At 60.2% G+C, this 22,840-nt stretch carries 28 protein-coding genes; all 28 read right to left on the bottom strand.

Going from position 1 to position 22,840, the window contains the following annotated elements:
- Nucleotides 1-73: 73 nt before the first annotated feature.
- A complete protein-coding gene (gene rpmD, locus JFN93_RS14045; RefSeq protein ID WP_199384731.1) occupies nucleotides 74-253 on the bottom strand; it encodes a 50S ribosomal protein L30 in 180 nt (59 codons plus the stop codon).
- Nucleotides 254-279: 26 nt separating this feature from the next.
- Complete coding sequence (rpsE, locus tag JFN93_RS14050) at nucleotides 280-771, bottom strand: 30S ribosomal protein S5 (RefSeq protein WP_199384732.1); 492 nt, start codon at nucleotides 769-771, stop codon at nucleotides 280-282.
- A gap of 20 nt (nucleotides 772-791) precedes the next feature.
- Nucleotides 792-1,163, bottom strand: a complete 372-nt coding sequence (rplR, locus tag JFN93_RS14055) for a 50S ribosomal protein L18 (protein WP_199384733.1) — start codon at nucleotides 1,161-1,163, stop codon at nucleotides 792-794.
- A 24-nt stretch (nucleotides 1,164-1,187) separates the two neighbouring features.
- Nucleotides 1,188-1,727 (bottom strand): 50S ribosomal protein L6, encoded by a 540-nt coding sequence (gene rplF, locus JFN93_RS14060; protein ID WP_199384734.1) that lies wholly within the window; start codon nucleotides 1,725-1,727, stop codon nucleotides 1,188-1,190.
- A 25-nt stretch (nucleotides 1,728-1,752) separates the two neighbouring features.
- The gene (gene rpsH / locus JFN93_RS14065; protein WP_199384735.1) at nucleotides 1,753-2,151 is read right to left on the bottom strand and encodes a 30S ribosomal protein S8; all 399 of its coding nucleotides are present in this window, start codon (nucleotides 2,149-2,151) and stop codon (nucleotides 1,753-1,755) included.
- 31 nt (nucleotides 2,152-2,182) lie between these two features.
- Nucleotides 2,183-2,368 (bottom strand): type Z 30S ribosomal protein S14, encoded by a 186-nt coding sequence (locus tag JFN93_RS14070; protein ID WP_199384736.1) that lies wholly within the window; start codon nucleotides 2,366-2,368, stop codon nucleotides 2,183-2,185.
- Between the two features lie 21 nt (nucleotides 2,369-2,389).
- The gene (gene rplE, locus JFN93_RS14075) at nucleotides 2,390-2,929 is read right to left on the bottom strand and encodes a 50S ribosomal protein L5 (RefSeq protein WP_199384737.1); all 540 of its coding nucleotides are present in this window, start codon (nucleotides 2,927-2,929) and stop codon (nucleotides 2,390-2,392) included.
- Nucleotides 2,930-2,941: 12 nt separating this feature from the next.
- Nucleotides 2,942-3,268, bottom strand: a complete 327-nt coding sequence (rplX, locus tag JFN93_RS14080; protein ID WP_199384738.1) for a 50S ribosomal protein L24 — start codon at nucleotides 3,266-3,268, stop codon at nucleotides 2,942-2,944.
- Between the two features lie 19 nt (nucleotides 3,269-3,287).
- Nucleotides 3,288-3,656 carry a 50S ribosomal protein L14 gene (gene rplN, locus JFN93_RS14085; RefSeq protein WP_199384739.1) on the bottom strand — a complete coding sequence of 123 codons (369 nt, stop codon included), beginning with the start codon at nucleotides 3,654-3,656 and terminating at the stop codon, nucleotides 3,288-3,290.
- Nucleotides 3,657-3,681: 25 nt separating this feature from the next.
- Nucleotides 3,682-3,939 (bottom strand): 30S ribosomal protein S17, encoded by a 258-nt coding sequence (gene rpsQ, locus JFN93_RS14090; RefSeq protein WP_199384740.1) that lies wholly within the window; start codon nucleotides 3,937-3,939, stop codon nucleotides 3,682-3,684.
- Nucleotides 3,940-3,946: 7 nt separating this feature from the next.
- Nucleotides 3,947-4,135: a 50S ribosomal protein L29 gene (gene rpmC, locus JFN93_RS14095; protein ID WP_199384741.1), complete on the bottom strand. Its 189-nt coding sequence runs from the start codon at nucleotides 4,133-4,135 to the stop codon at nucleotides 3,947-3,949.
- Nucleotides 4,125-4,547, bottom strand: a complete 423-nt coding sequence (rplP, locus tag JFN93_RS14100; protein WP_199384742.1) for a 50S ribosomal protein L16 — start codon at nucleotides 4,545-4,547, stop codon at nucleotides 4,125-4,127. The genes rpmC and rplP overlap by 11 nt, the downstream gene beginning before the upstream one ends.
- 18 nt (nucleotides 4,548-4,565) lie before the next feature.
- Nucleotides 4,566-5,201: a 30S ribosomal protein S3 gene (rpsC, locus tag JFN93_RS14105; RefSeq protein WP_199384743.1), complete on the bottom strand. Its 636-nt coding sequence runs from the start codon at nucleotides 5,199-5,201 to the stop codon at nucleotides 4,566-4,568.
- A 24-nt stretch (nucleotides 5,202-5,225) separates the two neighbouring features.
- A complete protein-coding gene (gene rplV / locus JFN93_RS14110; RefSeq protein ID WP_199384744.1) occupies nucleotides 5,226-5,561 on the bottom strand; it encodes a 50S ribosomal protein L22 in 336 nt (111 codons plus the stop codon).
- A gap of 20 nt (nucleotides 5,562-5,581) precedes the next feature.
- Nucleotides 5,582-5,863, bottom strand: coding sequence for a 30S ribosomal protein S19 (gene rpsS, locus JFN93_RS14115; protein ID WP_199384745.1), 282 nt, complete (start codon nucleotides 5,861-5,863; stop codon nucleotides 5,582-5,584).
- A gap of 25 nt (nucleotides 5,864-5,888) precedes the next feature.
- Nucleotides 5,889-6,713, bottom strand: a complete 825-nt coding sequence (gene rplB / locus JFN93_RS14120) for a 50S ribosomal protein L2 (protein ID WP_199384746.1) — start codon at nucleotides 6,711-6,713, stop codon at nucleotides 5,889-5,891.
- Between the two features lie 26 nt (nucleotides 6,714-6,739).
- Nucleotides 6,740-7,027 (bottom strand): 50S ribosomal protein L23, encoded by a 288-nt coding sequence (locus tag JFN93_RS14125; protein ID WP_199384747.1) that lies wholly within the window; start codon nucleotides 7,025-7,027, stop codon nucleotides 6,740-6,742.
- On the bottom strand, nucleotides 7,024-7,647 hold the full coding sequence (gene rplD / locus JFN93_RS14130; RefSeq protein WP_199384748.1) for a 50S ribosomal protein L4: 624 nt from the start codon (nucleotides 7,645-7,647) through the stop codon (nucleotides 7,024-7,026). The genes JFN93_RS14125 and rplD overlap by 4 nt, the downstream gene beginning before the upstream one ends.
- A gap of 20 nt (nucleotides 7,648-7,667) precedes the next feature.
- Nucleotides 7,668-8,303, bottom strand: coding sequence for a 50S ribosomal protein L3 (gene rplC / locus JFN93_RS14135; RefSeq protein ID WP_199384749.1), 636 nt, complete (start codon nucleotides 8,301-8,303; stop codon nucleotides 7,668-7,670).
- Nucleotides 8,304-8,327: 24 nt separating this feature from the next.
- Nucleotides 8,328-8,636 (bottom strand): 30S ribosomal protein S10, encoded by a 309-nt coding sequence (rpsJ, locus tag JFN93_RS14140; RefSeq protein ID WP_012529365.1) that lies wholly within the window; start codon nucleotides 8,634-8,636, stop codon nucleotides 8,328-8,330.
- 245 nt (nucleotides 8,637-8,881) lie between these two features.
- On the bottom strand, nucleotides 8,882-10,072 hold the full coding sequence (tuf, locus tag JFN93_RS14145; RefSeq protein ID WP_199384750.1) for an elongation factor Tu: 1,191 nt from the start codon (nucleotides 10,070-10,072) through the stop codon (nucleotides 8,882-8,884).
- 27 nt (nucleotides 10,073-10,099) lie between these two features.
- Nucleotides 10,100-12,178, bottom strand: a complete 2,079-nt coding sequence (gene fusA, locus JFN93_RS14150; protein ID WP_199384751.1) for an elongation factor G — start codon at nucleotides 12,176-12,178, stop codon at nucleotides 10,100-10,102.
- 38 nt (nucleotides 12,179-12,216) lie between these two features.
- Nucleotides 12,217-12,687, bottom strand: coding sequence for a 30S ribosomal protein S7 (gene rpsG / locus JFN93_RS14155; RefSeq protein ID WP_199384752.1), 471 nt, complete (start codon nucleotides 12,685-12,687; stop codon nucleotides 12,217-12,219).
- A gap of 19 nt (nucleotides 12,688-12,706) precedes the next feature.
- The gene (gene rpsL / locus JFN93_RS14160) at nucleotides 12,707-13,078 is read right to left on the bottom strand and encodes a 30S ribosomal protein S12 (protein WP_199384753.1); all 372 of its coding nucleotides are present in this window, start codon (nucleotides 13,076-13,078) and stop codon (nucleotides 12,707-12,709) included.
- Between the two features lie 154 nt (nucleotides 13,079-13,232).
- The gene (gene rpoC, locus JFN93_RS14165) at nucleotides 13,233-17,393 is read right to left on the bottom strand and encodes a DNA-directed RNA polymerase subunit beta' (protein WP_199384754.1); all 4,161 of its coding nucleotides are present in this window, start codon (nucleotides 17,391-17,393) and stop codon (nucleotides 13,233-13,235) included.
- 143 nt (nucleotides 17,394-17,536) lie between these two features.
- A complete protein-coding gene (gene rpoB / locus JFN93_RS14170; RefSeq protein WP_199384755.1) occupies nucleotides 17,537-21,649 on the bottom strand; it encodes a DNA-directed RNA polymerase subunit beta in 4,113 nt (1,370 codons plus the stop codon).
- 161 nt (nucleotides 21,650-21,810) lie between these two features.
- Nucleotides 21,811-22,191 (bottom strand): 50S ribosomal protein L7/L12, encoded by a 381-nt coding sequence (gene rplL / locus JFN93_RS14175; protein ID WP_199384756.1) that lies wholly within the window; start codon nucleotides 22,189-22,191, stop codon nucleotides 21,811-21,813.
- A 57-nt stretch (nucleotides 22,192-22,248) separates the two neighbouring features.
- The gene (gene rplJ / locus JFN93_RS14180) at nucleotides 22,249-22,770 is read right to left on the bottom strand and encodes a 50S ribosomal protein L10 (protein WP_199384757.1); all 522 of its coding nucleotides are present in this window, start codon (nucleotides 22,768-22,770) and stop codon (nucleotides 22,249-22,251) included.
- Nucleotides 22,771-22,840: the final 70 nt, after the last annotated feature.

A 22,840-nucleotide genomic window follows, 5' to 3' on the forward strand; every position in this document is an offset into this window, starting at 1 on the left:
GGTTCACGGTTCCGAGTTATCGCCTTTGGTTTCCAACTCCGAACTTTGAACGTAGAACGTTGAACCTCGCTCTTTACTCTTCGACCTTGACGAGGTGGGCCACTTTGCGGATCATCCCGCGGATCTCCGGGGTGTCCTGAAGCACCACGCTCTTCTCGCGCTTCTTGAGCCCCAGCCCGAGGAGCGTACCCTTCATGCTCTCCGGTTGCCCGATGTGGCTACGTACCAGGGTTACCTTGAGTTCTGCTGCCATTTCATAAGCTCCTTAAAGGGTATTCCCTACTGCTCGGCGAGACCGCGACGCGCCATGAGCTCCTCGGCGGTCTTCAGTCGGGCCAGGCCCGCGAAAGCAGCCTTCACCACGTTGTGCGGGTTGTTGGACCCGAGGCACTTGGCGAGGATGTTGTGGAGACCTGCGCTCTCGAAGACGGCGCGGGCGGCGCCGCCGGCGATCACCCCGGTACCGGGGGATGCAGGCATCATGAGGACCTTGCCGGCCCCGAAGCGCCCTTCGATGTCGAACGGGATGGTCTGACCGGCCACGATGGGAACCTTGATCAGGTTCTTCTTCGCCTGCTCGACCCCCTTGCGGATCGCCTCGGGAACCTCGTTGGCCTTGCCCAGGCCGTAGCCTACGTAGCCGTTGCCGTCACCGACCACGACCAGCGCGGAGAAGCTGAAGCGGCGGCCGCCCTTGACGACCTTCGCAACGCGGCTGATATGGACGACGCGGTCCGTAAGATTCAATTCACTGGCATTTATCTTAAGCAAAGCATTCCTCCTTACCTGTCCTAGAAGGACAGACCGTTTTCGCGTGCGGCCTCGGCCAGCGCCTTGATCCTGCCGTGATAAAGGAAACCGTTGCGGTCGAAGACGACCTGGCTGATTTCCTTCTCGAGGGCCTTCTTGGCGATGGCGGCACCTACTTTAGCGGCCGCATCCACGTTCCCGGTGTAGGAAAGCTCAGAGGCTACCCCGTCCTGGACGGTCGAGGCAGCGACCAGGCAGGCGCCGGTCGTGTCGTCGATCAGCTGCGCGTAGATGTGACGCGCGCTTTTGAAGACGTTCAGTCTGGGGCGGGCCGGCGTACCGGTAACCTTCTTCCGGACCCGGGTCTGACGCTTCAGACGGGATTCCTTCTTTTTCTGTGCGAGAGAACTCACGGCACTTCTCCTTAGCGTTGCGTGCTATTTTTTACCGGTCTTGCCGGCTTTTCTCAGTATGGTCTCGTCCGCGTACTTGACGCCCTTCCCTTTGTAGGGCTCCGGGGCGCGGAAGCTGCGGATCTTGGCGGCGGTCTGGCCGACCACCTCCTTGTCGATCCCCATCACCTTCACCTTGGTCATCTTCTCCACCTCAACGGTGATCCCTTTGGGGAGCTGGAAGTTGATCGGGTGGGAGTAGCCCAGGGCGAGGTTGAGTACGTCGCCCTTGACCTCGGCGCGGTAACCGACGCCGTTGATCTCGAGCAGGGACTCGAACCCCTTCGAGACCCCGACCACCATGTTGTTGATCAGGGTACGGACCAATCCGTGGGCGGAGCGGGATTTGATGGAATCATCCACGCGGGTGACGACGACCTGGCCGTCGGCGACCTCGACGTTGACGCCGTCGGTCAGGCTCCGGGAGAGGGAACCTTTCGGTCCCTGCACCTGGATCTCCGGGGCGTTGTATATGACCTTCACCCCCGCGGGAAGCGCGATGGGGAGTTTTCCGATTCTTGACATGCGAAGCTCCTTAAAGCGTTTTTGGCTACCAGACCGTGCAGAGGACCTCTCCGCCGATGTTGAGCTCGCGGGCGGTCTTGTCGGTGATCAGACCCTTGGAGGTGGAAAGCACCGCGATCCCGAGCCCGTTCTTCACCTTCTTGATCTTGTCGGCGTTCACGTAGACCCTGCCGCCGGGCTTGCTCACCCGCTTGATCTCGTTGATGACCGGGTCCTTCTCGTCGATGAACTTGAGGTAGACCCGCAGGATTCCCTGCTTGTTGTCCTGGATCACCTTGAAGTTCTTGATGAACCCCTCGGCCCGCAGGACGGTGGCGAGGCTCACCTTCATGTTCGAGGAAGGAATATCCACTTTCTGGTGTTTAGCCATGCCAGCATTCCGGATACGGGTAAGCATGTCGGCTATGGGATCTGTCATGCACATACAAACAACTCCTTAATCAAAATCGGTCTGTTTACCAACTGGACTTGATCACGCCCGGAATCTGGCCGCTGTTGGCCAGCTTGCGCAGGCAGATACGGCACATGTCGAACTTCCGGTAGTAGGCTCTGGGGCGGCCGCACAGGGGGCAGCGATTACGGTCGCGCACCTTGAACTTGTTGCCTCTCTGTGCCTTTATGATCATCGATGTCTTTGCCACGGGTGTTCCTCCAAACGGTGATTAGTTGCGAAACGGCAGCCCCATGAGCTTCAGGAGCGATTTGCCTTCGGCGTCGGTCTTGGCCGTGGTCACGATGGTGATGTTGAGCCCCTTGACCTTGTCGACCTTATCGTAGTCGATCTCCGGAAAGATGATCTGCTCCTTGACGCCCAGGGAGTAGTTCCCCATGCCGTCGAAGGCCTTGCCCGAGATCCCCTTGAAGTCACGCACGCGCGGCAGGGAAACGCTCACCAGCCGGTCGAGGAACTCGAACATCCGGTCGCGGCGCAGCGTCACGGCGCAGCCGATCGGCATCCCCTGGCGCAGCTTGAAGCCCGCGATGGATTTCTTCGCCTTGGTGATCACCGGCTTCTGGCCGGCGATGGCACCGAGTTCCTCGGCCGCGGAGTCGAGGATCTTGACGTTCTGGATCGCTTCCCCAAGGCCCATGTTGATGACCACCTTGACCAGTTTGGGGACTTCCATCACGTTCTTGTAGCTGTATTCCTTCATCAGCTGCGGAATTATTTCTTTATGGTAAAGCTCGCTCAGCCGTGCCATGAACCAATCCTCCTATTTATCAAAGGACTCGCCGCATTTAACACAGCAGCGCGCCTTCTTGCCGTCTTCGAGCACCGTGGTTTTGGTCCTGACCGGCTTGTTGCATTTAGGGCACAGGAGAGCCACGTTGGAGATGTGCACCGGCGCCTCCTTCTCCAGGATCCCCCCCTGCTCGGAACCGCGCGCCTTGGTATGACGCTTCACGATGTTGATCCCCTCGACAATCACCCCGTCCTTCTTCGGGACGATGGTAAGGACCTTGCCGCTTTTGGACTTGTCCTTACCGGTGGTGACCACTACGGTATCGTTCTTCTTTACATGTAGCTTTTTGCCCAGCATGGCTTATCTCCAGAATGTATTAAAGTACCTCGGGGGCGAGGGAGATGATCTTCATGAACTTCTTGGCGCGCAGCTCCCTGGCGACCGGTCCGAAGATACGGGTACCCACCGGCTCCATAGCGTTGTTGATCACGACGCCGGAGTTGTTATCGAAGCGGATGTAGGAACCGTCCGGACGGCCGACGGCCTTGGCGGTGCGGACCACGACGGCTTTCACCACGTCACCCTTTTTCACCTTGGCGTTCGGGATGGCTTCCTTGACGGAGGCGACGATGATGTCCCCGATCCCCGCATAGCGGCGCTTGGACCCCCCGAGCACCTTGATGCAAAAGAGCTTCTTGGCTCCGGAGTTGTCGGCCACATCCAAAATAGTCTGCATCTGAATCATTGTTAGCTCCCAGCAAAGCCGTTACTTAGGCTTTGGACTCGATGATCTGTCTGACCTTCCAACGCTTGTCCTTGGAGAGGGGGCGACACTCGACGATGAGTACGCGGTCCCCGATCTTGCAGGCGTTTTCCGTGTCGTGCGCTTTGTACTTGGCGCTGCGCTTGATGTACTTATTGTAAACGGGGTGCTTGACCAGGCGGTCCACCTTGACGACGGCGGTCTTGTCCATCTTGTCGCTCACCACGATACCGGTTTGGGTTTTCCTGTTGCCTCTTTCGCTCATGACTTCTCTACCCTCTCTTCTCGCGGAGTATGGTTTTCACCCGGGCGATATCCTTGCGCAGCTGGGACAGCTTCGCGGTGTTCTCCAGGCGCCCCGTGTGGAGCTGGAAGCGCACGTTGAAGAGCTCTTTTTTGAGCTCGGCGTCCTTGGCCGCGAGTTCGGCGGCGGTCGCATTGTTGAGTTCTCTAGCCTTCATTGTCTTCCTTCCTCGAGGTGAATTTCGTCGCCAGCGGAAGCTTGTGAGCGGCAAGACGGAACGCCTCGCGTGCCACTTCCTCGGTCACCCCTTCCATTTCGTAGAGCATGCGGCCCGGCTTGATGACGCAGACCCAGCTGTCCGGCGAGCCTTTGCCCTTGCCCATACGGGTTTCGGCCGGCTTCGCGGTGAGCGGCTTGTCCGGGAAGATACGGATCCAGATCTTGCCGCCCCTCTTGATGTAACGGGTCATCGCGATACGGGCGGCCTCGATCTGGCGGGAGTCGATCCAGCCGCACTCGGTGGCCTGCAGACCGTATTCGCCGAAGGCAAGCGCGGTCCCGCGCTGCGGCGTCCCGGTCATGCGCCCTTTCATCTGCTTTCTATGCTTAACTCTCTTGGGCATTAACATCGCAAAATACTCCTGTTTCTATTTTTTGGTCGCGAGGACTTCACCCTTGAAGAGAAGCACCTTGACGCCGATGATGCCGTAGGTCGTCTTGGCTTCGGCGAAGCCGTAGTCGATGTCGGCACGCAGGGTGTGCAGCGGCACCCGCCCTTCGCGGTACCATTCGGTACGGGACATCTCGGCACCACCCAGACGCCCGGAGCAGGTGATCCGGATCCCCTTGGCGCCGAACTTGAGGGTGGAGGTCACGCTCTTCTTCATCGCGCGGCGGAAGGCGATGCGGCGCTCCAGCTGCAGGGCCACGTTTTCCGCGACCAGCTGCGCGTCGAGCTCCGGCTTGCGCACTTCCTGGATGTTGAGGTAGACCTCTTTGTCGGTGAGCTTGGCCAGCTCCTTCTTCAGGGTCTCGACCTCGGAGCCTTTCTTACCGATGATCAGCCCCGGACGCGCGGTGTAGATGTTGATCTTGGCCTTGCCCGCCGCACGCTCGATTTCTATCTTGGAAACGCCCGAGTGGTAGAGACGCTTCTTGAGGAAGGCACGAAGCTTCAGATCCTCATGAAGCAGGCTCGCGTACTCCTTCTCCGAGTACCACTTGGAATCCCAGGTCTTGATAACTCCAAGCCTGAACCCTATAGGATTAACTTTCTGACCCAAAACCTCACCTCCAAACCGGTTAGCTTATTTCTTTTCCGCAAGAACCACGGTGATGTGGCTTGTCGGTTTTCTGATTTTGCTGGCACGCCCCATGGCGCGCGGCACGAAACGCTTCAAAACGGCGCCGCCGTCGACGAAGATGGTCTTGACGTAGAGGTTGTCCACGTCGGAGACACCTTTCTGCTCGGCGTTGGCAACCGCCGAGCTGAGCAGCTTGGCGACCAGCTTGGCAGAAGGCTGCGGCGAAAAGCGGAGCGTGTTGAGCGCCGTCTGAATCCCTTTACCTCTGACCATGTCGACCACGAGACGCGTCTTGCGCGGGGAGAGACGGACAGAGGACAATTTAGCGGTTGATTCCATTTCCTTACTCCTTTGGGACCTTACTTCTTCTTCAGCTTGCTCTTTTTGTCAGCGGCGTGACCATGGAAGGTACGGGTCGGGGAGAACTCACCCATCTTGTGCCCGACCATGTTCTCAGTCACGAACACGGGGATGAACTTCTTCCCGTTGTGTACCGCAAAGGTGAGGCCGATGAAATCCGGGGTGATCGTCGACCGGCGCGACCAGGTCTTGATCACTTTTTTCGCACCGGCCTGCTCGGCAGCAGCCTTCGCTTCAAGGTGCGCGTCAACGAAAGGTCCCTTCTTGATAGATCTTGCCATCTCTTAAATCCTCTGTCCGGATGAATTATTTACTGCGTCTCTTGACGATGAAGCGGGTCGAGGTCTTGTTGGTCCTCGTCTTGTAACCCTTGGTCGGGATACCCCACGGAGTCACCGGGTGGCGACCGCCGGAAGTCCTGCCCTCACCACCACCGTGCGGGTGGTCGACCGGGTTCATGGCGACGCCGCGGACGTGGGGACGGATCCCCAGCCAGCGGGAGCGCCCCGCCTTGCCGATGGAAACGTTCTCGTGATCGATGTTGCCTACCTGGCCGATGGTCGCCTTGCAATCCATGAGGATCATGCGGACCTCGGAGGAGGGAAGCTTCACCTGGGCGTACTTCCCTTCCTTGGCCATGAGCTGGGCGAAGGTCCCGGCGGAACGTGCCAGCTGAGCCCCCTTACCGATCTTGAGCTCGATGTTGTGAATGATGGTACCCAGCGGGATGTTCCGGATCGGCAGCGTGTTGCCCGGCTTGATGTCGGCGCTGGCGCTGGAGACGACCGTATCGCCAACCTTGAGGTTGAGCGGAGCCAGGATGTAGCGCTTCTCGCCGTCCACGTAGGACAAAAGGGCGATGCGCGCGGAGCGGTTCGGGTCGTACTCGATGGCAACGACCTTGGCCGGGATGTCGATCTTGTCCCGACGGAAGTCGATGATCCGGTACTTCTGCTTGTGCCCGCCGCCGACGTTTCTCGAAGTCACGCGCCCGTTGGAGTTCCTGCCGCCACTCTTGTTGAGGGACTCGAGGAGGCTCTTCTCAGGCTTGGATTTGGTAATCTCGTCAAAAGCGGAGCAGGTCTGGGCCCGTCTCCCCGGAGAAGTAGGTTTGTACGTTTTGATGGCCATTATTCTTAAACCCCGTCAGTCTTTTTTTAAGCTTCGAAGAAGTCGACGTTGCTTCCCTCTTTGAGGGTCACATACGCCTTTTTCCAGTTGGAACGCTTGCCAACCCCGTGAACGGTGCGCTTGGACTTGCCGGCAACGTTGACGGTGCGGACCGAGTCGACCTGCGCATTGGCAAAGAGCTGCTCAACGGCGGTCTTGATCTCAATCTTGTTAGCCGCGGCGTTCACCACGAACGAGATCACGTTCTTGTCGTCCTTCTCCACCGTAGTCTTCTCGGTGATGAGCGGCTTTTTTATGACGTCATAGATGTTCATGACTGTAATACTCCTTCGACCCTGCGGACGGCAGCTTCAGTGAAAATGACGCTCTGGTACTTCATGATGTCGAAGATGTTCAGTCCTTCCGGACCGGTCACCTTGACATTCTTCACATTGCGGGCCGAAAGCTCGAGCGCAAGATTCGCAGTATCTGTTATTACGAGCGTCTTGTCAAGGTTAAACGCATCCAAGACGGCCACGAAGTTCTTCGTTTTGATCTCGGGAAGCTCAAAGCTGTTGAGCACAGTGATTTTCTCGTTCTTGAAGAGAAGGGAAAGTGCGGAACAAAGCGCCGCTCTTCTTGCCTTCTTGTTCATGGCGAGACTGTAGGTCTTCGGACGGGGTCCGAAGGCAACGCCGCCGCCCGGGTACTGCGGAGCGCGTTTGCACCCCTGGCGGGCCTGGCCGGTACCCTTCTGCTTGAAGGGTTTCTTGCCGGAGCCGGAAACCAGGGCGCGGTTCTTGACGGCCACGGTCCCCTGCCGACGGTTGGCGAGCTGAATCTTAACGGCCTCGTGGATCAGGTATTCGCGGACGTCGCCGTTGAAGACGGCGTCGGCTACCTCGATCTCGCCGACCTTGCTTTTCTTGATGTCGAAAACGTCTAACTTAGCCATATCTTTCTCCAGCCCTTCGGTTATTTCTTGCTCTTCACGCTGTCTTTGAGGAGAACAAGACCGTTGGCGGAGCCGGGAACTGCCCCACCCAGAAGAATCAGGTTATCGGCGGCATCAACACGCACCACCTTGAGCCCCTGAACGGTCACTTTCTCGTTCCCCAGGTGACCCGGCATCTTCTTGTTCTTGAAGACGCGGGAGGGGGTTGCAGAGCAGCCGATGGAGCCGGGTGCCCGGTGGAAGCGGGAACCGTGGGAAGCACGGCCGCCCTTGAAGCCCCAGCGCTTCACGACGCCCTGGAAGCCCTTGCCGATCGAGGTGCCGGTGACGTCGACGACGTCGCCCGCCTCGAAGACGGAAGCTTCGATGACGTCGCCCACGTTGTAGGCGTCGGTGTTCTCCATGCGGAGTTCACGGTAGAAGGTGAAGACGCCGGCGCCGGCGGCCTTGCAGTGGCCGACCAGGGCGGAAGTGGTTTTGGCAGCGTCTTTGGGGCCGAAGCCGACCTGGAGGGCGGTGTAACCGTCCTTCTCGACGCTCTTTTTCTGAAGCACAACACAGGGGCCGGCCTCTACCACTGTGACGGGAATACGACGCCCGTCCTCGGCAAATATCTGGGTCATCCCCAGCTTTTTCCCAATCAATCCCTTATTCATGGCTGACTTCCCTATCCTTAAGTATTAAAGCTTGATCTCGACGTCCACACCGGCGGAGAGGTCGAGTTTCATCAGCGCGTCCACGGTCTGCTGGGTCGGCTCGAGGATGTCGATCAGTCGCTTGTGGGTCCTGATCTCGAACTGCTCGCGCGACTTTTTGTCCACGTGCGGTCCCCGGAGTACGCAGTACTTGTTGATCACGGTGGGGAGCGGGATCGGGCCGGCCACGCGGGCGCCGGTCCGCTTCGCGGTATCGACGATCTCGCCGACGGAGGTGTCGAGCAGCTTGTGATCGTAGGCTTTCAGACGGATTCTAATTTTCTGACTAGGCATCTCTTCCTCGTTAAGGGCAATTTTCCGCCGCTTCGCAGCGCGCCGCGCGGCCGGGCCCTTTCGGCCCGACCGCTGACGAGAGCGACTTGATTTGGGTGAAACTATGTATGGTTGGTTGCAGCTGGTTCAGCTATCCCAATTTTTTAGGCGGGGCGGGGAGCCCCGCGCCATAGGGACAAAGGCAACTTCTCAAATTCAGGCTTACTGCTTTTCAGGCTACTGCTTGGCGTACTCGATCGGGGGGATTATTCGATGATCGAGGCAACGACGCCGGCGCCGACGGTGCGGCCACCTTCGCGGATCGCGAAGCGGAGACCTTCGTCCATTGCGATCGGGGTGATCAAGTTGACGGTGACGGAGACGTTGTCGCCCGGCATGACCATCTCGGTGCCCGGCTCGAGATCCACCACACCGGTAACGTCGGTGGTGCGGAAGTAGAACTGCGGACGGTAGCCGTTGAAGAACGGGGTGTGGCGGCCACCCTCTTCTTTGGAGAGGATGTAGGCCTCGGCTTTGAACTTGGTGTGCGGGGTGATGGAGCCGGGCTTGGCCAGAACCTGGCCGCGCTCGATCTCTTCACGCTTCACGCCGCGGAGCAGGGCCCCGATGTTGTCGCCGGCACGCCCTTCGTCGAGGAGCTTGCGGAACATCTCGACGCCGGTAACGGTGGTCTTGGTGGTGGCCTTGATGCCGACGATCTCGACCTCTTCGCCAACCTTGACGATCCCGCGCTCGACACGACCGGTAGCAACGGTACCGCGGCCGGAGATGGAGAAAACGTCCTCGACCGGCATCAGGAACGGCTTGTCGATGGCGCGCTGCGGCTCCGGAATGTAGGCGTCGACGGCGTCCATGAGTGCCATGATGGCCTGCTCACCAAGCTCGCCCTTGTCGCCTTCGAGCCCTTTCAGAGCGGAACCCTTGATGATGGGGATATCGTCGCCCGGGAAGTCGTAGGAGGAGAGGAGTTCGCGAACTTCGAGTTCGACGAGCTCGAGGAGCTCCTCGTCGTCCACCATGTCGGCCTTGTTCAGGAACACGACGATGTAGGGGACGCCGACCTGGCGCGCGAGCAGGATGTGCTCACGGGTCTGGGGCATCGGGCCGTCAGCGGCGGAAACGACCAGGATCGCGCCGTCCATCTGAGCAGCACCGGTGATCATGTTCTTGACGTAGTCGGCATGGCCCGGGCAGTCAACGTGAGCATAGTGACGCTTGTCGGTCTCGTACTCGACGTGGGCGGTGGCGATGGTAATACCACGCTCGCGCTCTTCCGGTGCGTTGTCGATCTGGTCGAAGGCCTTGAACTCAGCCTGGCCTTTGCCGGCGAGCACCTTGGTGATCGCTGCGGTCAGGGTGGTCTTGCCGTGGTCGACGTGGCCGATGGTCCCTATGTTTACGTGCGGTTTAGTTCTTTCGAATTTTGCCTTTGCCATGCGGAGTCCTCCTCGAGGGATTAAATGTTAACCCTTAATCTTTGCAACGATTTCCTCTGCCACCGACTTCGGAACCGGCTCGTAGTGGTCAAAGGTCATGGTGTAGGTGGCGCGCCCCTGGGTAGCGGACCGCAGGTCGGTGGAGTAACCGAACATCTGGGCCAGCGGGACCATCGAGGCGACAACCTGGGCGCCGGCGCGGCCTTCCATCCCCATGATGCGGCCACGGCGGGAGTTCAGGTCGCCGATGACGTCGCCCATGTACTCTTCCGGAACCACGACTTCGACCGACATGATCGGCTCGAGGAGGCTCGGGGAGGCCTTGGTGCAACCTTCTTTGAAACCCATGGAGCCGGCGATCTTGAACGCCATCTCCGAGGAGTCGACTTCGTGGTAGGAACCGTCGACCAGGGTGACCTTGACGTCGACCACCGGGTAGCCGGCCATGACGCCGGTATCGCAGGCTTCGCGGATACCCTTGTCGACCGCCGGGATGTACTCGCGGGGAACGACGCCGCCCTTGATGGCGTCGACGAACTCGTAACCCTTGCCCGGCTCCTGCGGCTCGATCTCGAGCCAGACGTGACCGAACTGACCGCGACCACCGGACTGGCGGACGAACTTCCCTTCCACCTTGACCTTCTTGGTGATGGTCTCGCGGTAGGCGACCTGCGGCTTGCCGACGTTCGCCTCGACCTTGAACTCACGCATGAGGCGGTCGACGATGATCTCGAGGTGCAGCTCGCCCATGCCGGAGATGATGGTCTGGCCGGTTTCCTCGTCGGTCTTGACGCGGAAGGACGGGTCCTCGGAAGCGAGCTTGCCCAGGGAGATACCCAGTTTCTCCTGGTCGGCCTTGGTTTTCGGCTCGATCGCGATGGAGATTACCGGCTCCGGGAACTCGATGGACTCGAGAATGACCGGATTGTCTTCCAGGCAGAGGGTGTCGCCGGTGGTGGTGTACTTCAGACCGACCGCGGCGGCGATGTCGCCGGCGTAAACCTCTTTGATCTCCTCACGCTTGTTGGCGTGCATCTTGAGGATACGGCCGACACGCTCGCGCTTGCCTTTGGTCGAGTTGTAAACATAGGAACCGGAGTTCATGACCCCCGAGTAGACGCGGAAGAAGCAGAGCTGCCCCACGAACGGGTCGGTCATGATCTTGAAAGCCAGGGCGGCAAACGGCGCGGTATCGGAAGCCGGACGCTCGATCTCGGCTTCGGTGTTCGCGTCGATACCCTTGATCGCCGGGATGTCGGTCGGCGCCGGGAGGTAATCGAGAACCGCGTCGAGCAGGTTCTGGACCCCTTTGTTCTTGAAGGCGGAACCGCAGATGACCGGGCAGATCTTGATGTCGATGGTCGCCTGACGGATGGCTTTTTTCAGCTCTTCGTTGGAGATCTCTTCCCCGCCGAGGTATTTCTCCATGAGCACGTCGTCGTGGGAGGAAACCTCCTCGATGAGCGCCTCACGGTACTCGTTGGCCTGGTCGACCAGGTCGGCCGGGATCTCGATCTCGTCGTACTGGGCACCCATGGTCTCGTCGTTCCAGACGATCCCTTTCATGGTGATCAGGTCGACGATCCCCTTGTAGTTCTCCTCGCTCCCGATCGGGATCTGCAGGGGAACCGGGTTCGCCTTGAGGCGATCCTTGATCATGTTCACGCCGCGGAAGAAATCGGCACCGATGCGGTCCATCTTGTTGATGAACGCGATACGGGGGACGCCGTACTTGTCGGCCTGACGCCAGACGGTCTCGGACTGGGGCTCAACGCCGCCCACCGAGCAGAAGACCGCAACGGCACCGTCGAGCACGCGCAGGGAACGCTCGACTTCGATGGTGAAGTCGACGTGGCCCGGGGTGTCGATGATGTTGATCCGGTGGTCTCGCCAGTGGCAGGTGGTTGCCGCGGAGGTGATGGTGATCCCGCGCTCCTGCTCCTGCTCCATCCAGTCCATGGTGGCGGCCCCTTCGTGGACCTCACCAATCTTATGAGTAACACCGGTGTAGAAAAGAATACGCTCGGTGGTAGTCGTCTTACCTGCGTCGATATGAGCCATGATCCCGATATTTCGGGTCATCTCTAAAGAAACCTGACGTGCCACTTCCTTAAACCTCCAAGGTCAAACGGGCAGAGCCCGTCCTACCAACGATAATGGGCAAAGGCGCGGTTCGCCTCGGCCATCTTGTGGGTGTCCTCACGCTTCTTGACCGCAGAACCGCGGTTGTTGTAAGCATCGAGGATCTCGCCGGCGAGCTTGTCGGTCACCGTCTTCTCGGAACGAGCGTTGGAATACTTCACCAGCCAGCGCATCGCCAGAGACATACGGCGCTCCGGGCGAACCTCGACCGGAACCTGGTAGGTGGAACCGCCGACGCGGCGGGACTTGACTTCAAGCATCGGCTTGATGTTGTCCAGGCAGCGCTTGAGCACTTTCACCGGCTCATCGCCAGCCTTGCCGGCCGCTACTTCAAGAGCACCGTAGAGGGCGCGCTCAGCAGTGGACTTCTTGCCGTCCAGCATGATTATGTTGATGAGTTTGGCGACCACGCGATCCCCGTACTTCGGATCGGGGAGGATCACCCTCTTGGCAACTTCTCTTCTTCTGGGCATCGTAAACCTCTCGCTCTAATTACTTGGGTCTTTTTGCGCCGTACTTGGAACGGCTCTTCATCCGCCCCTTGACCCCAACGGAGTCCAGGGTGCCGCGGACGATGTGGTAACGGACACCCGGAAGGTCCTTCACCCTGCCGCCGCGGATCAGGACCACGGAGTGTTCCTGCAGGTTGTGACCGACACCCGGGATGTACGAGGTAACCTCGACACCGTTGGTCAGACGAACCCTGGCAACCTTACGAAGCGCGGAGTTCGGCTTCTTCGGGGTGGTGGTGTACACCCTGGTGCAGACGCCCCGCTTTTGGGGGCAGCATTTAAGTGCCGGAGCAGTAGACTTTTCAGCCTTGGACTCACGGCCATGACGGATGAGCTGATTAATAGTAGGCATACAGACCCTCTCGCGCGAAACTATCCACAGAGGGCACTCCCCTGCGGAAGCGCCGAACATATCAGGATAGACCGCGCATGTCAAGAATTATTTCAACGACAGGGGCTAGAAACCGCATCGGCTTCCAGCCCCTGATTATTACTGACGCTGCTGCTTATGCTTCGTCGGCGTCGTCGATGTCGTCAAACACTTCGACGACCTCAACCGGCTCCGGAATCACTACCGGCTCTTCTGCGGTCAGTTTGAGATTGCGGTAGAGAGCCAGGCCGGTACCGGCCGGAATCAGTCTACCCATGATGACATTCTCTTTGAGACCGCGAAGACTGTCAACTTTACCTTCAATGGAAGCTTGTGTCAACACTTTTGTTGTCTCCTGGAAGGAGGCAGCCGAAATGAATGACTCGGTGGAAAGAGATGCCTTGGTAATACCGAGGAGCAGCGACTCAGCGGTTGCCGGGCGCCCCCCCTTCTCCAGTGACTTCTCGTTTTCTTCCTCGAAGACCCAGCGCTCGATCTGATCGTCAATGAGCAGATTGGTGTCGCCGACGTCCTTGATACGTACCCGGCGCAGCATCTGACGGACGATGGTCTCGATGTGCTTGTCGTTGATCTTGACCCCCTGGAGTCGGTAGACCTCCTGGACCTCGTCGACCAGGTATTTGGCCAGTTCTTTCTGGCCGAGGACCCGGAGGATGTCGTGCGGGTTCGAGGAGCCGTCCATGAGCGCCTCGCCGGCGCGGACGTGGTCCCCTTCATGGACCGAGATGTGCTTGCCCTTGGGAATGAGGTATTCCTTCGGCTCGCCCAGGTCCGGGGTGACGATGACCTTGCGCTTGCCCTTGGCGTCCTTGCCGAAGGCGACCACGCCGTCGATCTCGGTGATGACCGCGAAGTCCTTGGGCTTTCTCGCCTCGAAGAGCTCGGCAACCCTCGGAAGACCACCGGTGATGTCCTTGGTCTTGGTGGTTTCGCGCGGGATCTTGGCGATCACGTCACCGGCGTTGACCATGGTCTCTTCCATGACGTTGATGTTGGCGCCGACCGGCAGGTAGTAGCGGGCCAGCAGGCTCTCGCCGATCTTGGCGGTGCGCCCCGTCTCGTCCTTGATGGTGATGCGGGGACGTTTGTCGGCGTCGCGGGTCTCGATGACGACCTTGCGGGAGAGGCCGGTGACTTCGTCGACCTGCTCCTCCATGGTGACCCCTTCGAGGACGTCGCCGAACTTGACCTTGCCGGAGACCTCGGTGAGGATCGGCATGGTGTACGGGTCCCACTCGGCCAGGGACTGCCCCTGGGTTACCTTCTCCCCTTCGGAGACCTTGATCTTGGCGCCGTAGACGACCGCGTACTTCTCGCGCTCGCGGCCGGTCTCGTCGACGACGGCCAGTTCGCCGTTACGGTTCATGACGATGTGGTGGCCTTCGGTGTTGGTGACGAAGTTGATGTTGATGAACTTCGCCCGACCTTCGTTTCTGGCCTCCAAAGAGGTCTGCTCGGCGCGACGGGATGCGGTACCACCGATGTGGAAGGTACGCATGGTCAGCTGGGTACCCGGCTCGCCGATCGACTGGGCGGCGATGACGCCGACCGCCTCGCCGCGGTTTACCAGGTGGCCGCGGGCGAGGTCACGCCCGTAGCACTTGGCGCAGATGCCGCGGCGGGACTCGCAGGTGAGCACCGAGCGGATCTTGACCTTCTCCAGGCCGGCCGCCTCGATCTTGGCGACCAGGTTCTCGTCGATCTCCTCGTTGGCCGGGACCAGCACGTCGCCGGTGACCGGGTCGAGGATGTCGTCCAGGGCGACGCGCCCCAGGATACGGTCCCCGATGTGCTCGATGATCTCGCCCCCCTCGGTGAGCGAGGAGACGGTGAGGCCGTCGATGGTCCCGCAATCGACCTCGGTGATGATGGCGTCCTGGGCGACATCGACCAGACGGCGGGTGAGGTAACCGGAGTTCGCCGTCTTGAGCGCGGTATCGGCCAGACCTTTACGGGCACCGTGGGTCGAGATGAAGTACTGGAGCACGGTGAGACCTTCGCGGAAGTTCGCGGTGATCGGGGTCTCGATGATCTCGCCGGACGGCTTCGCCATGAGACCGCGCATCCCGGCCAGCTGGCGGATCTGCTGGGCGGAACCCCTGGAACCGGAGTCGGCCATCATGTGGATCGCGTTGAAGGAGGGCACCTTGACCTCGTTGCCCTGCGGGTCCTTGATGGTGTCGCGGGAGAGGTTGTCGAGCATCTCTTTCGCGATTTCCTCGGTGGCTTTCGCCCAGATGTCGATGACCTTGTTGTAACGCTCGCCGTCGGTGATCAGACCCTCGGTGTACTGGTTCTGGATCTCCTGCACCTCTTCGGTGGCGCGGTCGATGATCGCCGGCTTACCTTCCGGGATGACCATGTCGTTGATCGAGATGGAGATACCGGCCTTGGCCGCGTAGCGGAAACCGATCGCCTTCAGCTTGTCGGCGAGGATGACGGTTTCCTTGTTGCCGGCCAGACGGTAGCAGACGTCGACCAGGTTGGAGAGCTCCTTCTTGGTCATCACCTTGTTGATCGCCGAGAACGGCACCGCCTCGGGGAGGATGTCGCGCAAAAGCACGCGGCCGGTGGTGGTCTCGATCAGGGTCGGACGCTCGTCGGAGTCGAGGTTCTTCATCCGGACCTTGATGCGGGCCTGGAGGTTGATCTCGCCGGCATCCCAGGCGATCGCGACCTCTTCGGGGGAGGCGAAGATCTTCCCTTCGCCCTGCGCGAAGTACTTGTCGCGGGTCATGTAGTAGATCCCGAGGACCATGTCCTGCGACGGCACGATGATCGGCTTGCCGTGGGCCGGAGAGAGGATGTTGTTGGTCGACATCATCAGGACCCGGGTCTCGACCTGGCTCTCCACGGAGAGCGGCAGGTGGACCGCCATCTGGTCACCGTCGAAGTCCGCGTTGAACGCGGTACAAACCAGCGGGTGGAGCTGGATCGCCTTTCCTTCGATGAGGACCGGCTCGAAGGCCTGGATGCCGAGACGGTGCAGGGTCGGAGCACGGTTCAGCATGACCGGGTGCTCCTTGATCACCTCTTCGAGCACGTCCCAGACTTCCGGCTTCTCTTTCTCCACCATCTTCTTGGCGCTCTTGATGGTGGTGACGAAGCCGCGCTCCTCGAGCTTGTTGTAGATGAACGGCTTGAAGAGCTCGAGAGCCATCTTCTTGGGGAGGCCGCACTGGTGCAGGCGCAGTTCCGGGCCGACGACGATGACGGAACGGCCGGAGTAGTCGACACGCTTACCGAGGAGGTTCTGACGGAAGCGGCCCGACTTGCCCTTGAGCATGTCGGAGAGCGACTTGAGCGGGCGCTTGTTCGGGCCGGCGATGGCGCGGCCGCGGCGGCCGTTGTCGAACAGGGCGTCCACCGCCTCCTGCAGCATCCGCTTCTCGTTTCTGATGATGACCTCGGGAGCCTGCAGCTCCATGAGGCGTTTCAGACGGTTGTTGCGGTTGATGACGCGGCGGTACAGGTCGTTCAGGTCCGAGGTGGCGAAGCGGCCGCCGTCCAGCGGGACCAGCGGGCGCAGCTCCGGCGGGAGCACCGGGATGCATTCGAGGATCATCCACTCCGGCTTGTTGCCCGAGTTTTTGAAGGCCTCGATGACCTTCAGACGCTTGGCGGTCTTCTTGCGCTTGGCCTCGGAGGTCGCCTCCTGCATCTCGATCCTGAGGCTCTCGGAGAGCTGGTCGAGGTCCATGGAGGTGAGGCAGGTGCGGATCGCGGCGGCGCCCATGCCGGCCTCGAAACCGGTGTAACCGAACTCTTCGATCGCCTTCTGGTACTGGTCTTCGGAGAGGACCTGGCCGAAGGGGTACCCGGTGTTCTTGGGATCGGTAACGACGTAGGCCTCGAAGTAGAGGACCTTCTCCAGGTCTTTCAGGGTGATGTCCATCAGGTTCCCGATGCGCGACGGCAGCGATTTGAGGAACCAGATGTGGGCCACCGGGGTGGCGAGGTCGATGTGCCCTAAGCGCTCGCGGCGGACCTTCGAGGGGATGACCTCGACGCCGCATTTCTCGCAGACGATGCCGCGGTGCTTCATCCTCTTGTACTTACCGCAGTTGCACTCGTAGTCCTTGGTCGGGCCGAAGATCTTGGCGCAGAAAAGACCGTCGCGCTCCGGCTTGAAGGTGCGGTAGTTGATGGTCTCCGGCTTCTTTACTTCGCCGAAGGAACGCTCGCGGATCTTTTCCGGCGAGGAGATGGAGATCTTGATGGAGGAGAAGTGCAGCGGATCCTTGGGCTTTTCGAAAAAGTTGAATATGTCTTCCAAAGTATTGCCTCCTTGATGTTAGGAGTAACTTAAGTCACGTTCAGAGTTCCGAGTTCCGGGTTCAGAGTTAAAAGCGGGTGCCTGGAAGGAGTTTGCTCCTCCCAGACCACCCTGAACTCTGAACGTGGAACTTAGAACTGGTTCTAGTCCTCTTCCGTCTCCAGAAGTTCGACATCGAGCCCCAGGGACTGGAGTTCCTTGATGAGGACGTTGAAGGACTCGGGGAGACCCGGCTCCAGGGTGTGCTTCCCTTTGACGATGGCCTCGTACATCCTGGTGCGGCCGGCGACGTCGTCGGACTTGACGGTGAGGAACTCCTGCAGCGCGTATGCGGCGCCGTAGGCCTCCATCGCCCAGACCTCCATCTCCCCGAGCCGCTGGCCGCCGAACTGCGCCTTGCCCCCCAGCGGCTGCTGGGTAACCAGGGAGTAGGGACCGATGGACCGGGCGTGGATCTTGTCGTCGACCAAGTGGTGCAGTTTCAGGACGTACATGATGCCGACGGTGACCTTGTGCATGAACGCATCACCGCTTTTGCCGTCGAAGAGGGTTACCTGGCCGGTGGTCTCGAAGCCGGCGTGCTTCATCATCGCCTGGATCGAGTCCTCGCTCGCCCCTTCGAAGACCGGGGAAGCCATCGGGATGCCGCGCTTCAAGCGCTTGGCCACGTTGATCAGCTCCTCGCCTTCCAGCTTGTCGAGGAAGCGATCCATCTCCGGGTTGCCGTAGGCACCCTTCAGGAAGCGCTTGATCTCGTCGTGCGGGGCGTTTTTCTCGAGGAACTCCTCGATCTTCCACCCCAGACCGCGGGCGGCCCACCCGAGGTGGGTCTCCAGGATCTGTCCCACGTTCATACGGGACGGAACGCCGAGCGGGTTGAGCACGATCTCGACCGGACGACCGTCCTCGAGATACGGCATATCCTCTTCCGGAAGGATCCGGGAGACGACACCCTTGTTGCCGTGACGGCCGGCCATCTTGTCGCCGACCTGGAGCTTACGCTTGATGGCGATGTAGACCTTGACCATCTTGATGACCCCCGGCGGGAGGTCGTCGCCGCGGCGCAGCTTCTGGACCTTGTCGTCGAAGACGTACTTGATGATGTCGATCTGCTGGTTGAGGGTGGCCAGGGTCTGCGCCACTTTCTCGTCGATGGTGTCGTCGTCGGCGATGGAGATCTCGTCCCAGCGGTCCATGGAGAAGGACTTGAGCATCTCCTCGGTGATGGCCGCCCCTTTCGGGATGAGCACCTTGCCGTCGGTACCTTCGATCTTGACCGCCGCGGTCTTGCCGATCAGAAGCTTCTTCAGCTTGCCGATCGCGGAGTCGCGGATGATGCGGATCTCGTCCTGCTCGTCCTTGCGCAGGCGCTGCTCCTCGGCCTTCTCGATGATCTCGGTACGGGCGTCCTTGTCGGCCCCTTTACGGGAGAAGATCTTGGCGCCGATGACGGTACCTTCGACCCCCGGCGGCACGCGCAGCGAGGTGTCGCGGACGTCGCCCGCTTTCTCGCCGAAGATGGCGCGCAGAAGTTTCTCCTCCGGGGAGAGCTGGGTCTCGCCCTTCGGAGTGATCTTGCCGACCAGGATGTCGCCCGGGCGGACTTCGGCGCCGATCCGGATGATGCCGGACTCGTCGAGGTCCTTCAGGGTCTCCTCGCCCAGGTTCGGGATGTCGGAGGTGATCTCTTCCTTGCCGAGCTTGGTGTCGCGGGCGACGCACTCGAACTCCTCGATGTGGATCGAGGTGTAGCGGTCGTCCTTGACCAGGCGCTCCGAGATGAGGATGGAGTCCTCGTAGTTGTAACCGCCCCACGGCATGAAGGCGACCAGGACGTTCTGCCCCAGAGCCAGCTCGCCCATGTCGGTGGAAGGACCGTCGGCGATGATGTCGCCGGCCTTCACGTGGTCACCGACCTTTACCACCGGGCGCTGGTTGATGCAGGTGTTCTGGTTGGAACGGGCGAACTTGATCAGGTTGTAGATGTCGACGCCGGTGCCGGTCGCATCGTACTGGTCCTCGTCGATCTTCACGACGATGCGGGAAGCGTCGACCGACTCGACGATGCCGTTGTGGCGGGCGACCGAGGAAACCCCGGAATCGCGGGCCACGACGCGCTCCATGCCGGTACCGACCAGGGGGGAATCGGCACGCAGCAGCGGCACTGCCTGACGCTGCATGTTGGAACCCATGAGCGCACGGTTCGCGTCGTCGTTTTCCAGGAACGGAATGAGCGAAGCCGCGACGGAGACGAGCTGCATCGGGGCGACGTCCATGAGTTCCAGCTCGTCGCGACCGACCAGGACGAACTCGCCGCTCTTACGGGCGGAGATGTAGTCCGCCTTGAAGCGGCCGGACTCGTCGACCTCGGCGTTGGCCTGGGCGATGGCGTGCCCTTCCTCCTCCAGTGCGGAGAAGAAGCGGACCTCGTCGGTGATCTTGCCGTCGGCCACCACGCGGTACGGGGTTTCCACGAAGCCGTGCTCGTTGATCCGGGCGTAGGTGGAAAGCGACGCGATGAGACCGATGTTCGGACCCTCCGGGGTCTCGATCGGACAGACGCGGCCGTAGTGGGTCGGATGAACGTCGCGGACTTCGAAGCCGGCGCGCTCGCGGGTCAGACCGCCCGGTCCCAGTGCCGAAAGACGGCGCTTGTGGGTGACCTCGGAAAGCGGGTTGGTCTGGTCCATGAACTGGGAGAGCTGGGAGGAGCCGAAGAACTCCTTCACCACCGCGGAGACCGGCTTGGAGTTGATGAGGTCGTGCGGCATGAGGTTTTCGACCTCCTGCAGGCTCATCCTTTCCTTGATGGCGCGCTCCATGCGCACCAGGCCGATCCGGTACTGGTTTTCCAGCAGCTCGCCGACGGCGCGCACCCGGCGGTTGCCGAGGTGGTCGATGTCGTCGATGTTGCCTTTGCCGTTTTTCAGCTCGATCAGGTAGCGCACCACCTCGAGGATGTCCTCTTTGGTGAGGGTCATGCAGTCCAGCGGCACGTCCACGCCGAGCTTGTAGTTGAGCTTCAGACGGCCGACCGCGGAGAGGTCGTAACGCTCGGCGTTGAAGAACAGGTTGTCGAAGAGCGCGAGCGCCGACTTAAGGGTCGGGGGATCGCCCGGACGCAGCCGGCGGTAGATCTCGATGAGCGCCTCGTCGGTGGAGCCGATCTTGTCGATCAAGATGGTGTCGCGCAGGCTCGAGGTCACGTGCAGGTTGTCGATGAAAAGGACCTTGAAGGAGGTAAGCCCCTTGGTCACGATCTCCTCGAGTTTCGCCGCGGTGAGCTCCTCGTTGCACTCGACGATGATCTCGCCGGTGGCCGGGTCGAAGATGTCGTGGGAGGCGACCTTGCCGACCACTTCCTCTTCGGTGATCGGGATCTCCTTGATCCCGTGCTCGCCCATCTTGCGGATCGCGGCCTTGGTGAACTTGCGGTTCGCCTTGAGGATCACCTCGCCGGTCGCCGGGTTCACGATGTCGATGGCCGCCTTCTGGTTGGTCAAAAGCTCGGGGTCGGCGACCTTGGCAAGCGCGCCCCCCTTGATCATGACCTCCTCCGACTTGTAGAAGTAGTTGAGAAGATCGTCGTTGGAGTAGCCGAGCCCCTTGAGGAGCACGGTGGCCGGCATCTTGCGGCGCCGGTCTATGCGAACATAAAGGATGTCTTTATGGTCGAATTCAAAGTCAAGCCACGAGCCGCGGTAGGGAATCACGCGGGCCGAGTAGAGGACCTTCCCCGAGGAGTGGGTCTTACCCTTGTCGTGGTCGTAGAAAACGCCGGGCGAGCGGTGCAGCTGGCTGACGATGACGCGCTCGGTGCCGTTTATGATGAAGGTACCGTTGTCGGTCATCAGCGGGATCTCGCCGAAATAGACCTCCTGCTCCTTGATGTCACGGATGGAGCGGGTACCGGGATCTTTGGTTACGTCCCAAACGACCAGGCGCACCTTCACCTTCATGGGTGCGGCAAAGGTCATCCCGCGCTGGTGGCATTCCTCGACGTCGTACTTCGGGGCGCCCAGCGAGTAGGAAACGTACTCAAGCGATGCGGTGTCGGAAAAATCTTTTATGGGAAAGACGCTGCGGAATACGGCTTCCAGACCGGAGTTTTTCCGCGCGTCCACAGGCGTATCGAGCTGCAGGAACCTCTTGTAGGAATTCTTCTGGATGTCGATGAGGTTCGGTATATCGATGATCTTGTGGATCTTGGCGAAGTTTTTGCGCAACAGGGGATTATTCGCAATTGAATAAGCCATCTCTTCTCCTTTGGTGAAAGCCCGAAAGACCTCCACCCCCTTGAAATTCCTGCTGTTTTGGCTCGTTCGGGCGCAGGGGTGAAGCGGCCTCAAACTAAAATAGAGAAGCCAAGGCCGCAAAAGTGCGACCTTGGCTAGGATGAAGATCGGTTTTGGAAGGGTTACTTAACTTCCACTTCTGCGCCGGACTCCACGAGCTGCTTCTGAGCGTCGGCAGCGTCTTCTTTGGAGATACCGGTTTTGACCGGCTGCGGAGCGCCGTCGACGAGGTCTTTGGCTTCCTTGAGGCCCAGGCCGGTGAGGGCGCGGACGACTTTGATGACGGCGATTTTGTTGGCGCCGGCGCTTTTGAGGATGACGTCGAATTCGGTCTTCTCCTCAGCAGCTTCAGCCGGGCCAGCAGCCGGGCCGGCAGCAGCAACGGCAACCGGAGCAGCGGCGGAAACGCCGAATTTCTCTTCGAGCTCTTTCACGAGCCCGGCGAGTTCGAGAACGGACATGTTTTCAATGAAGCTGACAACTTCTTCCTTGGTGATAGCCATTGGTAATCCTCCGAAAGATTATCTTAGATAACTGGTTAATTTGTAAAGGGAAATTGGTTAAGCTGCCTTCTGGGCACGGATCTGGTCCAGCGCGCGTACGAAGCCGCCGGGGACCGCTGCCAGGACGCGTACGAAGTTGCTGGCCGGGGCCTGCATCGAACCGAGCATCTTGGCGATGAGCACTTCGCGGCTCGGCAGATCGGCCAGGGCCTGGATGTCGGCCACGTTCAGCGGTTTGCCGGTCAAAATGCCGGCTTTGAGCGAGAACGGGACGGTGGCATCCTTCGCGTACTTGGACAGCACTTTGGCTGCCGCGACGGGATCGTCATAGCTCAGGGCAATCGCGGTCGGACCGGAGAGGTACTGGGTCATCCCGGTCTTGTCGGTCCCTTCGGACGCGATCTCGAGCAGCGTGTTCTTGAAAACTTTGAATTCCACGTTGGCTTTGCGGAGCTCATTTCTGAGCTCGGTGGCCTGACCGACGTTCATCCCGCGGAAATCCGCGAGGAACACTGCCTGGGCCCGCTGCAGCTTCTCGTGCATCTCGGTAACAAGTTGCTGTTTGTTTTCCTTGTTCAAGCGCCTTCCTCCTTTCTTTTGGGTTCAGGGCACGAAGCCCCGCCAAAGTCAGGAAGTCACACGAAAAAAT

It is taken from the genome of Geomesophilobacter sediminis (genome assembly GCF_016458275.1).
In the GTDB taxonomy this organism is placed as follows: domain Bacteria; phylum Desulfobacterota; class Desulfuromonadia; order Geobacterales; family Geobacteraceae; genus Geomesophilobacter; species Geomesophilobacter sediminis.